Annotated in this window: 12 protein-coding genes; 11 read left to right on the plus strand and 1 reads right to left on the minus strand. The window is 64.6% G+C overall.

Going from position 1 to position 13,286, the window contains the following annotated elements; translation table 11 throughout:
- Positions 1-47: 47 nt before the first annotated feature.
- The 8 genes from TC41_RS00810 (at position 48) to TC41_RS00845 (ending at position 8,864) form a co-directional block, all read left to right on the plus strand.
- Entirely contained in the window at positions 48-1,493 is a 1,446-nt protein-coding gene (locus tag TC41_RS00810; RefSeq protein WP_374952858.1) for an NAD-dependent malic enzyme, read from the plus strand.
- 173 nt (positions 1,494-1,666) lie between these two features.
- Entirely contained in the window at positions 1,667-2,020 is a 354-nt protein-coding gene (locus TC41_RS00815; protein WP_008341152.1) for an SCP2 sterol-binding domain-containing protein, read from the plus strand.
- Positions 2,021-2,119: 99 nt separating this feature from the next.
- On the plus strand, positions 2,120-3,646 hold the full coding sequence (locus tag TC41_RS00820; RefSeq protein WP_014463074.1) for a long-chain-fatty-acid--CoA ligase: 1,527 nt from the start codon (positions 2,120-2,122) through the stop codon (positions 3,644-3,646).
- Between the two features lie 17 nt (positions 3,647-3,663).
- Positions 3,664-4,785 (plus strand): acyl-CoA dehydrogenase family protein, encoded by a 1,122-nt coding sequence (locus tag TC41_RS00825; RefSeq protein WP_014463075.1) that lies wholly within the window; start codon positions 3,664-3,666, stop codon positions 4,783-4,785.
- Positions 4,782-5,996 carry an acyl-CoA dehydrogenase family protein gene (locus TC41_RS00830; RefSeq protein WP_014463076.1) on the plus strand — a complete coding sequence of 405 codons (1,215 nt, stop codon included), beginning with the start codon at positions 4,782-4,784 and terminating at the stop codon, positions 5,994-5,996. Before TC41_RS00825 ends, TC41_RS00830 begins: the two co-directional genes overlap by 4 nt.
- Positions 5,997-6,008: 12 nt before the next feature.
- A complete protein-coding gene (locus TC41_RS00835; RefSeq protein WP_014463077.1) occupies positions 6,009-6,815 on the plus strand; it encodes an enoyl-CoA hydratase/isomerase family protein in 807 nt (268 codons plus the stop codon).
- Positions 6,816-6,833: 18 nt separating this feature from the next.
- Positions 6,834-7,676, plus strand: a complete 843-nt coding sequence (locus TC41_RS00840; protein WP_014463078.1) for an SDR family NAD(P)-dependent oxidoreductase — start codon at positions 6,834-6,836, stop codon at positions 7,674-7,676.
- 21 nt (positions 7,677-7,697) lie between these two features.
- Positions 7,698-8,864, plus strand: coding sequence for a thiolase family protein (locus tag TC41_RS00845; protein WP_193352810.1), 1,167 nt, complete (start codon positions 7,698-7,700; stop codon positions 8,862-8,864).
- Between the two features lie 468 nt (positions 8,865-9,332).
- On the opposite strand, the gene TC41_RS16620 is transcribed toward TC41_RS00845, so the two are convergent.
- Complete coding sequence (locus tag TC41_RS16620) at positions 9,333-10,487, minus strand: hypothetical protein (RefSeq protein WP_014463080.1); 1,155 nt, start codon at positions 10,485-10,487, stop codon at positions 9,333-9,335.
- 135 nt (positions 10,488-10,622) lie between these two features.
- On the opposite strand from TC41_RS16620, the gene TC41_RS16625 reads away from it, so the two are divergent.
- The 3 genes from TC41_RS16625 (at position 10,623) to TC41_RS00860 (ending at position 13,285) form a co-directional block, all read left to right on the plus strand.
- Positions 10,623-10,775 (plus strand): hypothetical protein, encoded by a 153-nt coding sequence (locus TC41_RS16625; RefSeq protein ID WP_193352811.1) that lies wholly within the window; start codon positions 10,623-10,625, stop codon positions 10,773-10,775.
- Positions 10,776-10,778: 3 nt separating this feature from the next.
- Positions 10,779-11,411 carry a class D sortase gene (locus tag TC41_RS00855; RefSeq protein WP_014463082.1) on the plus strand — a complete coding sequence of 211 codons (633 nt, stop codon included), beginning with the start codon at positions 10,779-10,781 and terminating at the stop codon, positions 11,409-11,411.
- Positions 11,412-11,584: 173 nt separating this feature from the next.
- Positions 11,585-13,285, plus strand: coding sequence for an ABC1 kinase family protein (locus TC41_RS00860; protein WP_014463083.1), 1,701 nt, complete (start codon positions 11,585-11,587; stop codon positions 13,283-13,285).
- Position 13,286: the final 1 nt, after the last annotated feature.

A 13,286-nucleotide genomic window follows, 5' to 3' on the forward strand; every position in this document is an offset into this window, starting at 1 on the left:
GGATGCGGGTGGCGGAGCCGCAGCCCAAAACTCAGGGGGAGTGGAACGTGACTCTGACGCGTGCCGGCAATGTTCGAGTTTTGTTTCGCGTTCGCTTGGAAGCGGGCGCGGCGCTCGGGGAGGTGCATGGCGCCATTGTGCGCGCTGGCGGCGAGATCGTCGCCATGGAGACCCGCGCGCTGCATGCGGATTACAGCGTGCGCGACATCACGGTCGCGGTCGACGCCGAGGCCGACGTAAGCGCTGTTGAACAAGCGCTGGACGAGGTCCCGGGTGTGAAACGCCTCGAAACGCTGGATTGGACGTTTTTGGCTCACATGGGGGGCAAAATCGCGACCCACCTGAAGGTGCCCGTGGTCGATCGCGACGACTTGGCCGTTGTGTACACGCCCGGGGTGGCGCGCGTGTGCGAGGCCATTCGCGATTGCCGCGATCGCGCCTTCGAATTCACCATCCGCAAGAATACGGTCGCGGTCGTGAGCGACGGTTCGGCCGTGCTGGGCCTCGGCAACATTGGACCAGAGGCCGCCATGCCGGTCATGGAAGGGAAGGCGATGCTGTTCAAACGGTTCGCCGACGTGGATGCCTTCCCCATCTGCTTGGCCACGCAGGACGTGGACGAGATCGTCGAAACCGTCGAGCGAATGGCGCCGTCGTTCGGCGGCATCAACCTCGAGGACATCTCGTCGCCGCGGTGTTTCGAGATCGAGGAGCGCCTGCGGGAGCGGCTGGACATTCCGGTGTTTCACGACGATCAGCACGGCACAGCGGTCGTCATGCTAGCTGGGCTCATCAATGCCCTGAAGATTGTCAACAAGCGGATGCAGGATGTGTCCGTCGTCGTGGCGGGGGTCGGCGCGGCGGGCGTGGCGTGCACCAAGATCCTGCTTGCGGCCGGCGTGGGGCATATCGTCGGCGTGGATCGCGTAGGCATCATCGAGCGCGGCCGCCACTATGGCAACCCCGTGAAGCAGTGGTACGCGGAGAACACGAACTTCGAGAATCGGCGCGGGACCCTCGAAGAGGCCGTTCGCGGCGCAGACGTGTTCATCGGCGTGTCCGGCCCGGGCATCCTGACCGTCGATCACGTCAAACAAATGGCGCGCGATCCCATTGTGTTTGCCATGGCGAATCCCATCCCGGAAATCCTCCCCGAGGTGGCGGCGGGCCACGTGCGCGTGATGGCGACCGGACGATCCGACTACCCGAATCAGATCAACAACGTGCTCTGTTTTCCCGGTATGTTCCGCGGCGCGCTGGATGTCCGCGCGCGGGATATCACGGAGGAGATGAAACAGGCGGCGGCCCTTGCCATCGCCGAGTGCGTGCCGGAAGAGCAGTTGTCGGAACAGTACATCATCCCGAGCCCGTTCGACCCGAACGTCGTCCCGGCCGTGAGCCGCGCCGTGCAAGCAGCCGCAGTTCGATCCGGCGTGGCGCGGGTGGACGCTCCCCTCGAGCTCGAGGAAGAGCCCCTCTACACCGAGATGTAGCCAAACCGGGTTTCGCGACCCCGAGTTCAGGGGAGGGCATCCCCCAACTCCCCGGATTCCTCGGGATGGGAAAGCGCTTGCCAGGCGATACAATGGCATCAACGACCGGACGGGTTTTTGAAGCGAACTCGCTTCGCACCCGCATCCATCGAAAGATTCAGGAGGCGATGAACATGACCACCACACCGTCGACGAAGGAGATTTTCGATCTCATCAACCAGGCGCTGTCGGCAGATCCTTCGCGCACCGGAGGCTTGGAGGCCGTCTATCAATTCAACATCACCGGTGACGATCCCGGCACCTATCAGCTCATTCTGAAACCCGACAAGGCGTACGCGGTCGAGGGCGAGCAGGAGGTCGCGAACTGCACGCTCGAGATGGACTCGAACGACTTCAAGGACATGCTGCAGGGCAACCTGAACGGCACGGCCGCGTTCATGAGCGGCAAGCTCCGCGTCGAGGGCGATCTCGGCCTCGCGATGCAGCTGGAGACCGTGCTCAGCGCCTACACGGCCGCGAACAACTGACGGACTGGATCAGGCATGCGCGCCGGGCCGCGGATCGGAGGATGCGCGGGCGGCTCGGCGCGTCCGCCGTGAGAAATTTCCGGAAGGGCGAGATGAGAGATGAATCTCGTTCAATTATTAGAGGACAATCAGCGCCGGTTCGGAACGTACGAGTCCCTGGTGTACGAGGGGCGCGTGTACACCAACGCGGAATTGGCGGCCCTGTCCTCGCAGTTGGCTCATCACATGCAGGCGCTCGGCGTTCGGCCCGGAGATGCGGTGATGGTGACGATGCCCAACCGCCCGGAGGTGGTGATTGCGTTTTACGCCATCGCCAAGGCGGGGGCTGTGGCCGTGCCTGTGATGCCGCTCTTGCAGGCGTCCGAGGTGCGGTACATCATTCAGGATTCGAATCCCAAGCTCGTGATCACCTGCGAAGTCCTGAAGCCCAAGATCCAGCAGGCCATTCAGGACCTCGCCGATCCGCCGGTGGTTCGGTCGGTGGACGACGCGGGCGTGGAAGGCTTCGAGACCGTCCTGTCTCACTATCCCGCGGAGCGCCCCAATGTTCAGGTGGAGGACCATCAGCCCGCAGTGATTCTGTACACGAGCGGCACCACCGGCAAGCCGAAAGGCGTCATTCTGACGCATCACAACCTGTGTGCCAATGCGCGCGCCGCCGCCGATCTCGCCGAACAGTACGTGTTGAAGGTCGAGAAGCGGGTTGGGCTCGGCATTCTGCCCCTCTCGCACGCCTTCGGCTTCACGATGATGAACACCGCGCTCTGCCTGGGCGAACTGGACGTCCTGCTGCCCTACTTCGATCCGGTCCTGGTGTTTCAGGCCATTGAGCGTTATCGCGTGACGCACTTCACGGCGGTGCCCGCCATGTTTCACGCGCTCCTCCACCATCCTGACGCGGACAAATACGACCTGTCTTCGCTCTCGGTCTGCATCTCGGGCTCCGCACCGCTGCCCGAATCAGTGCGCAAGGCGTTCGAGGAAAAGTTCCATTGCCTCGTGTTCCAGGGATATGGATTGTCGGAGGCCGCGCCCGTCGTGACGGCGCCCCGTTTCGACAAGCCCGCGAAGCCGGGTTCCGTCGGCCTTCCGCTTCCCGGTGTAGAGGTGGCCGTGCTTGACGACGACGGCAATCCTCTCCCGCCCGGCGAGATCGGCGAGTTGGCGGTACGCGGTCCGAACGTCTCCCCAGGATATCACAATCTGCCAGAGGAGACGGAGAAGGTGTTCCGGAATGGCTGGCTGCTCACGGGGGATATGGCGCGGCTCGACGAAGAGGGGTACGTGTACATCGTGGATCGCAAGAAGGACGTGATCATCCGCGGGGGCTTCAACATCTATCCGAGCGATCTCGAAGAACTTCTCAGTCAGCATCCAGCGGTTGCAGAGGTCGCGGTGGTGGGCGCGCCGTCCGAGCGCATGGGCGAGGAAGTCGTGGCCTACGTCGTGCGCAAGAAGGGCGCCGACGTGACCGAGGAAGAGCTCATCGCGTACTGCCAAGAGCATCTCGCGAAGTACAAGACGCCGAAGGTGGTTCAGTTTGTCCCGTATTTGCCGAAAAACCTCATCGGCAAGGTGGACAAAAAGAAGCTGCGGGAGATGGCCAAGACCATTCAGTTCGCTTGACCTTAGGAGGGAATTCCATGATCTCATTTCTCCCGACAGATGAGGAGCGCGCGTTCGTCGAGGTGGCGGGCGAGTTTGCCCGCAATCGCCTGCGCGAGTCCGCGCGGGACGCGGAAAAGGCTAGGACGCCCTCCGATGACGTGGTGTCCGCGGCGCACGATCTCGGCCTGCTCTCCCTTGAACTTCCGGAGAGCCTCGCGGGCGCAGAACTTCCCCTCGTTTCGCAGGTTCAGGTCCTGGAGGCACTCGCTTTTGGCGATCTCGGCATAGTTCAAGGCATGCCCGGGCTTTGCGACAGCGCTTCCGTGATGCGGCTTCTCCCACACCCGGAGCGGCTCGAACTGGCGGATGGCGCTGCGCAGCGGGTTCCATGGATTCATGTGGAACCCGGTGAGGTCGCCGTGATCGTCGAGCGAAGCGGTTTCCGGCTGGAAGGCGTGGCGTTTCCGCGGCGCTCGGCACTCGGGGCGGATCAGTTGCTCGTGAGCTTCCTGGCGCCGGGGGGCGAGGCGATTGTCGCCTGGCTCGACCGGACGGCGGCCGAGTGGTCGGAGGACGCGGGAGATGTGCGGCTCGGGCTGCTCGCCGCGCACATCGGCAGAATCGGGTTCGAGGGGACCATCGTCCGGCCCGAGGACGTGCTGTTGCGCGGCGACGAGGCCGAGCAAGTGATTGCGGGCGCGAAGGCCCGCGTGGCCGTGCTCGAGGCCGCGAAGTGCGTCGGCGTCATGCGCGCGTCCCTGGAATACACCATCGAGTACACGAGCCAGCGCAAGGCGTTCGGCCAGGAGATTCCGAAATTCCAGGGCGTTTCCTTCACGGTGGCGGATATGGCGATTGAGACCGAGGCTGCCCGCAACCTCGTGTGGCAGGCCGCACACGCCGTGGACAGCCGCGGAGCGGAGGCGATGCAGGACGCGTCGCGGGCCCTGGCCTACGCGCTTCGCAGCGCGCGATTCGTCACGAACCAGGGTGTGCAGATGCTGGGCGGCGCCGGCTACCTGCAGGAGTATCCGGTCGAGAAGTGGATGCGAGACGCCCAGGCCCAGGCCGTGCTGTACGGGAAAGAGATGGAGTGGTTTGAACGGGCGGGAAGCCGCGCGCTGGGCCTCGCAGAGAAGGAAGGTGTCCTGGTGTGATTGACTTCGAGCTCAGTCCCCAGCAAAAGCAGGTCCGCGACATGGTGCACTGGTTCGCGGAGCACGAGATGCGGCCCATTTCGCTTCTCGCGGACAAGGAAGAGCGCGTGCCGGACGAATGGCTGCGCAAGGTGAACCGCATGGGCATTACGCTCAGCATGTCCAACTTTGGCGGGGACGCCGGCAAGAAGGAGGACGACGCGCCTCGCAAGGAGCCGCGCGAGCGACAGGCCAACCGGCTTGGCGTCATCGCGGCGGAAGAGCTTGCCTGGGGCGATCCGGCCATCGCGCTGTCGCTGCCGGGGCCGGGCCTGGGCGGACCGCCGGTCATGTCGACGGGAACGCCCGAGCAGAAGGAGCGGTTTCTCGGCATCTTCACGCGCGAGGAGCCGCGCTGGGGCGCCTACGCGCTGACCGAGCCAGGCGCTGGATCGGACGTGTCGGGCATCCGGACGTCGGCCAAGAAAGTGGACGGAGGATACGTGCTCAACGGCCACAAGGTGTACATCACGAACGGCGGCCGCGCCTCCTGGGTGGTGGCGTTTGCCACGGTCGATCCGTCGCTCGGCAGAGCGGGCCACCGCGCGTTTGTCGTGGAGAAGGGCACGCCTGGATTCACCTGTACCCGCGTCGCGCACAAGATGGGCCTGCGCGCCTCGGAAACGGCAGAGCTCGTGTTCGAGGATTGCTTCGTGCCCATCGACAACCTGCTCGGCGGCGAGGCGCACTACGAGAACCGTGCCGGATCGTCGGGATTCCGCGTCGCCATGTCCACCTTCGACAGCACCCGACCCATCGTGGCCGCGATGGCCGTGGGCATCGCGCGCGCCGCATACGAGTACACGCTCGAATTCGTGAAGCAGGAGTACCCCCGCGGGCAGCGCGTGAGACACGACGTGCTCGCGAAGCTGGGCGAAATGGACGCGAAGATTCACGCCGCGAGGCTTTTGACCTGGGAGGCCGCGTGGAAGGCGGATCTCGGCCAGCCGAACGCCAAGGAAGCAGCGATGTGCAAGGCGCACGCGGGGCGCATCTCGCTGGAAGTGTGCGCGGATTGCCTGGAGATTATGGGGCCCATTGGCCTCGATGGGCACCTGGTGGAGAAGCTGTATCGAGACGTCAAGGTGTTCGACATCTTCGAGGGGACCAACCAGATTCAACACCTCATTGTGGCCCGGCGGCTGTACGAGCCGCACGGCCTGCGGCTGTAAGGAGGTGGATCCGTGTCGTATTCCACGCTGCAACTCGAGCGCCTCGACAAGGGTGTGGTCTGGGCCTCGATTGACAATCCGCCGGCCAACGCCATTTCCGACGCGCTTGTGGACGATCTCGACCAGCTCCTCACGGAGCTCGAGGCGGACCGATCCGCGCGTGTGCTGGTCATCGGCTCGAATCACCCGAAGAACTTCGTAGCAGGCGCGGATCTCAAGATGATGACGCAAAACGCGAGCAAGTACGCCGGACAGGGAGGAGCCATCCGGGACGCCGCGAGCCGGATGCAGCGCGTGTTCGATCGCATCGCGAAGTTTCCCCGCCCGGTGATTGCCGCCATTCACGGGCACGCGCTCGGCGGTGGCTGTGAGCTGGCGCTCGCCTGCGACTTCCGCTTCATGAGCGGCGGGACCATCGGGCTCACCGAGGTGTCGCTCGGGCTCATCCCGGGCGCGGGCGGCACGCAGCGCATGACCCTGCTCCTCGGCCGCGCGAAGGCCACGGAGCTCATCTTCTTCGCCAAGCGACTGTCGAAGGAGGAGGCGGAAGCCGTCGGCCTCATCACGAAGGCCGTCGAGCCGGAGCGGCTGCGCGAGGAGGTCATCGCGTTCGCCGAGAGCCTGAGCGAGCGCGCGGTATTCGCGATGGGCCTCGCCAAGCAGGCGATGGACGCCGCCGTTCCGCTCGATCACGGCCTCGCCGTCGAGGCGGAGAACTTCGAGCGCACCTTCACCACGGGCGAACCGCTCGAAGGCATCGCGGCCTTCTTGCAGAAGCGCCCGGCGAAGTTTCTTAAAGACGCTGCGGCCAAAGCATGAAACACGGGGGGATGGAACATGTCGTCGTGGGATCAGCTCTTAAAGGGCAAGGTCGCTGTTGTAACCGGTGCCTCGCGTGGGCTCGGGCGCGCGGACGCGCTCGCGCTGGCCGAGGCCGGTGCGGACGTGGTCATTACCGATATTCTCCTTGAAAGTGACGAATCGAGCGCGCAGGCGGCCAAGCAGTACGGCCCGTTGGCACAAGTGATGCAGAGCACGAAGGTGGTGTACGCGGAGAAAACCGCCGAGGAGATCCGCCAGATGGGCCGCCGGTCGTTCGCCATTAAGATGGACGTGACGGATCGGGATCAGGTCCGCGAGGTGTTTGCCCGCGTCAAGGAAGAGCTCGGCCGGATCGACATCCTCATCAACAATGCGGGCACGCTGGATCACGTCTCGCAGATTGAGAATCAGCGAGACGACCTTTGGGAGCGCGACCTGCGCGTGAATCTCACGGGCACGTATAACTGCACGAAGGCCGTGTGGCCCTACATGAAGGAGCAGGGCTTTGGCCGGATCATCAACATGGCGTCCATCGTCGGCATCCAGGGCGGCTTCGGGCAGGCGAGCTACGCCACGACCAAGGGCGGCATCCTCAGCTTCACCAAGAGCATGGCGCTCGAGGGGGCGCGGTACGGCATCACGGTGAACGCCATCGTGCCAGGCATCATCAACACCGAGGCGTTCCGCATGGGAAACAAGCAGATGAACGAGCGCATGATTCAGCGAACCGCCTTCCGTCGCCCTGGTGAGCCCGAAGACGTGGCGAACGCCATTGTGTTCCTGTGTTCCGACAAGGCGCGTTACATCACGGGCGTGGGGCTTCCGGTGTGCGGCGGGATCGACCTGTTCACGTTCTGACCAGATGACGAGAGCGGTCAGATGACCAAAACTAAAGGAGGTGTGCTCGTGCAGCGCGAGGTGGTGATGGTCGACGCGATTCGTACGCCGATTGGCCGGAAGAACGGGAGCCTGTCTTCCGTTCATCCGGTGGATCTGTTGGCGCCTTTGCTGAAGGCGTTGGTCGAGCGAAATCAGCTCGATCCGATGGAGATTGAGGACGTGGTGACGGGCTGTGTGACGATGACGGGTGAGCAGGGCGGAAACATCGGCCGGATGGCCGTGCTGGCGGCCGGGCTTCCCGTGGAGGTTCCCTCCTTTTCGCTCAACCGCATGTGCGGTTCGAGTCAGCAGGCCATCCATAACGCGGCGCAGGCCATTTTGGCCGGTGACATGGACGTGGTCATTGCGTGCGGCGTGGAAAGCATGAGCCGGGTGCCGATGGGCACGGATCTCGGCAAGTTCTCGACGGCGCTCACCAAGCGATTTCAGATTGTACCGCAGGGTTTCTCGGCGGAGATGATCGCGGACAAGTGGCAAATCAGCCGCGAAGAGATGGATGCGTTCTCGCTCGAGAGCCATCAGAAGGCGGCGAGGGCGGAGGACGCGGGCCTGTTCGACCGGGAGCGGGTGCCGGTGGAGAACGTCGGCCCCGAGAAGGTGACGGTGACGCACGACGAAGGGATCCGCCGCGATACGTCCATGGAGAAGCTGGCTGGGCTTAAACCGTCGTTTCGCCCGGATGGGCGCGTCACGGCGGGCAACGCGAGCCAAATCTCGGACGGCGCGGCGGCCGTGCTCCTCATGTCCGGAGAAAAAGCGGCCAAGCTCGGCCTGAAGCCTCGAGCGCGCATTGTGTCGCGCGTGGTGGTGGGCGTGGATCCGATCATCATGCTGACAGGTGTCATTCCGGCCACGAGAAAGGCGCTCGATCGCGCTGGGCTCAAGCTGGAGGACATTGACGTGATCGAAATCAACGAGGCGTTTGCGTCGGTGGTGCTCGCTTGGAAGCGGGAGATTGAGCCGGACATGGCGAGGGTGAACCCGCGCGGCGGCGCCATCGCGCTCGGGCATCCGCTGGGGGCGAGCGGCGCGCGCATCATGACGACGCTCCTGCACGAGCTGGAGGACACCGGTGGGCGGTACGGCCTGCAAGTGATGTGCATCGGATTCGGGATGGCGACGGGAACGGTGATTGAGCGGCTGTGACTCCACAGCCGCTTCCTCATTTTCGGGAGGCGCGATGCCGAGGACGAGGGATGTTGGAACCGTCGTGCGCGGCGTACAATGCAGGCTACCTCCACAAATGTGAGAATCGATTCGATTCTCTGAAAAAGAGAAGGGAAGGGTGGACATGAACAAGGCGTGGTCGGTCGTTTTGGGGACCGCGGTGGGCGCAGTGGCGCTTGGAGTGAGTGGGCATTCGGCCTTCGCCGCGACGACATCAGCGGCAGCGGAGTCGCAGGGGGGACTCCTGGGGCTGAATCTGAACCTGGGCGGGTCGCAAGGGCTCGGCGTGCAGGTGAATCTGTTGCCGACGAGCTCGTCGAGTTCAACGCCGGGATCGGGGGGGCTTCTCAACGTCGGGCTCTCCATTGGTTCGTCTCACGAAAATTCTGGTTCCGGAGGGAGTTTAGCAGCGTCTTCGGGTGGGGCAGGCGCGGCCACCGGAAGCAGTCAGGGGGGCGGAAACGCAACCAGCGCATCGTCGGGTGGTTCAAGTTTAGGCGCTTCGACCGGATCGAGCGGCGGTGGGACGTCGGCAACGTCCAAGGGCGTGGTGAGCATCGACCTGAATCTGCTGGCTTCGGGCGGGCAGGCGCAGGCGTCGGGCCCGGTGGGCGTCTCGGTCAACGCACTTGCCACAGGTGGGAGCGCAGCGGCGGATAGTCCGGTCGGGATCGCCGTGAATGCGCTGTCTTCGGGCGGGAGTGCGACGGCGAGTGGGCCGCTTGGCATTGCACTGAATGGCTTGTCGTCAGGAGGGGCGTCTACCGGAAGCGGCAGCGTGGTGGGCGCGGGTGTGAACGTGGGCTCGTCGGGCGGCAGCGCGAGCGGGAGCGGCGCAGTGGGCGTGGGTGCGAACGTGGGCTCGTCAGGCGGTGGTGCTTCTGCCCAAGGCTCGCTCGGCGGAATTGCTGTGAACGTCGGCAGCACGGGCAGCACGGGCAGCACGGGCAGCACGGGCAGCACAGGGAGCACGGGCAGCACAGGCAGCACAGGCAGCACAGGCAGCACGGGCAGCACAGGCAGCACGGGCAGCACAGGCAGCACAGGCAGCACAGGCAGCACAGATAGCACGGGCAGCACGGGCAGCACGGGCAGCACGGGCAGCACGGGCAGCACGGGCAGCACGGGCACCACGGGCACCACGGGCACCACGGGCACCACGGGCACCACGGGCACCACGGGCACCACGGGCACCACGGGCACCACGGGCACCACGGGCACCACGGGCACCACGGGCAGCACGGGCAGCACGGGCAGCACGGGCAGCACGGGCAGCACGGGCAGCACGGGCAGCACGGGCACCACGGGCACCACGGGCAGCACGGGCAGCACGGGCAGCACGGGCACCACGGGCACCACGGGCACCACGGGCACCACGGGCACCACGGGCACCACGGGCACCACGGGCACCACGGGCACCACGGGCACCACGGGCACCACGGGCACCACGGGCACCACGGGCACCACGGGCACCACGGGCACCACGGGCACCACGGGCACCACGGGCACCACGGGCACCACGGGCACCACGGGCACCACGGGCACCACGGGCACCACGGGCACCACGGGCACCACGGGCACCACGGGCACCACGGGCAGCACACCAGGGCACATCATTGTGTCGGCCCAGCTGCCGAAGGTGCCCGGAGGACTGCTGCCTCAGACGTCCACGCGGCTTCCTCTCTGGATTGCGTTGGGCCTCGGCCTGTTGATGGCACCGCACCGGGCCACATCATCGTGTCGGCGCAGCTTCCGAAAGTGCCCGGAGGACTGCTGCCCCAGACGTCCACACGCCTCCCGCTCTGGATTGCGTTGGGCCTCGCCCTGTTGATGCTCGGGGGCGGTTCCGCTGTTCCCGTGTGGCGGTGGACGCGGCGTTGGATGGTGTGAGTGATGAAGGCGAAGCAGATGCGGCGGCTCGCGCTCGGCGCGCGGGCCGTTCCGCTTCTTCTGGCGCTCATCGGGGCCGTGATGGCGGGTGACGCAGGATGGGCCTATTTGTGGGAGACCGCCTGGGTGAACCACCGCCCCCTCCCCGCCTATCAGCCCGGGCCACGCGCTATCGGCCAAGGTGCTAACGATGTCCCGCTTTGGATGCCTCCGCCGCAGCCGGGACGAAAGATTGGTGAACTCGTCTTTCCAGCCGAAGGCGTGCGCGTGCCTGTCGTCCAAGGGGATTCGTGGGCAGATCTGGCGCTTGGCGCTGGGCACGATCCGGCCTCCGCTCTCCCCGGGCAGGGCAACAACGTGTACGTCGCGGGACACCGCGACACGGTGTTTCACGTCCTGAGCCGCCTGCACGTAGGCGATCTCGTCGAATTTGAAACGCCCTACGGGACGTTCACCTATCAGGTGACGGGTGCACAAATCGTCCCGCCGACCGACACCGCCGTGACCGCACCGACGCCACGAGAGACTTTGACACTTCAGACCTGTTGGCCTTTTGACTACATCGGGTTCGCGCCCCTCCGGTACATCGTCCACACCCGCTTTCTTCACGGTCCGCGCACAACGAACGGAGGGTGAAGATCCCCCCTCGTCATGGGGGGGTTCACCCGAATTCCCCCGGTTCTCGGGATATAGGCAGACTATTTCGGATTGTATACTCCAAGAAAGATAAGTGTCGTGGCGCGTGTCCCTAGTGCAGGCCCAAAGGCTTGTACGGGAGGCATGGCGACTCGCGAGGGGGTGCGTGTCCCATGGCGGTTGCGCTGAATACCGAAGAGAGAAACGAGCTGGAGCGAGCGCGGCGGTTCATCGAGCGGGAGCGCCGGAAGATCACGCCGAGCAGGCGCCAGCGCGAGGTGGTGAAAGCGCTTGTAAAGCACGGCGTGCTGCATGCGCTCCGCGATAGGAGCCGAGACGAAGAGGCCCGTCAGCGCCTCTTGGGTCAACGCCTGCGCGCGGCGTTTGAAGAACTCGGCCCCACATTTATCAAGCTCGGGCAGGTCATCATGACGCGGCAGGAGCTGTTACCCGAAGCGGTGACGGCGGAGCTGGCCTACCTCCTCGACAGCGTGCCCCCGCTGCCTTTTCACTACATGATGGCCGTGCTCGAGGACGAGATCCCCAATTGGGCTGACGTGTTTCGCTGGATTGACCCGAATCCGCTTGGTTCGGCTTCGCTGGCGCAAGTGTATCGCGCTCAGCTGGCCGATGGCCGGATGGCCGCGGTCAAGATTGTCCGGCCGCTCGTCGACAGACTGTTCCAAGTGGACATCAACAACGTGCGCAAGCTCGTCGGGCGCTTGCAGAAATTGCTTCCGCCGCAACTCGAGGTTTCCATTGATTTAAACGGCATTATTGAAGACTACTACAGCAGCACCATGAACGAGCTGGACCTGCGCCGCGAGGCGGAAATCATGGAAGAGCAGCGCGGCATGGTCCAGGAGTTTGAAACCTTGTACATCCCTGAGGTGTACCACGTCACGCAGCGCGTGCTGGTGATGGAGTTCATCGATGGGTGGAATCTGAAAGACTTTCCCGTCGACTTCTTCACCTTTGAAGAGCGCTTGGAGCGCATGACGGATCTCGCGCATTACTACGTGAAAGCGTTTGTCGAAGGGAATTACCACGCGGACCCACACGCATCCAACCTGATGGTGGATAAGCGGACCAAGCGCATCGCCATCCTCGACTGGGGCCTGGTGGGGCGGATGGACGCGGCGCACACGGAGGCCATCTTCCGCATGCTCATGCACGTGCGCGTCAACCAGCAGGAGGACGCCATCGAGGCCCTGCTCGACATCTACGAACCGACTCGGTACACCGATCTCGTCCGCCTGCGGGATCAACTGCGCTCCTTGCTCATCCACTACACCAACAGCACGCAGGCCAGCTACTACAACTGGGGCAACCTCCTGCTCAGCACCATCGTGATTGCGGCCAAAAACTACTGCCGAATTCCGAACGGCTTGGCGCTCTGGACCAAGGGTTTTTCCGCGGCGGAAGGCACCGCGCGCTGGCTTTGCCCCGAGATCTCGTATCACCAACTGGTCGAGATTGCGGACGTCCAGATCCTGCGACGCTGGATGATGCGCCGCTTCAACTATCACACCAACGCCAGCTTTGCGGCTGAGTTCGCCAAACTCACTGCGACGCTGCCGCGGCGCCTCAATAAGATCCTCGAGCACTTCGAATGGAACGACTTCCGCGTCAACCTGGATGCCCAGTTGTCTCACCAGGCCGTGCGCACGCTGCACCGCGTAGTCAACAAGTTGCTTCTGGCCACCATGTCGGGGACGTTCTTCCTCGGCGGCGCCATCCTGCTCGCCTTTGCTGACACGCGGCCGGATGCGCATGGCGGGATTGTCGATCTCGGCTGGGGTGGCGTAGCGGCCAGCGTGGCCCTCGGACTCTCAGCGCTGTGGAGCACCATCCGATCCAAGAAGCGAATCTGAA

Origin of the sequence: Alicyclobacillus acidocaldarius subsp. acidocaldarius Tc-4-1 (assembly GCF_000219875.1) — a bacterium.
GTDB lineage: Bacteria > Bacillota > Bacilli > Alicyclobacillales > Alicyclobacillaceae > Alicyclobacillus > Alicyclobacillus acidocaldarius_A.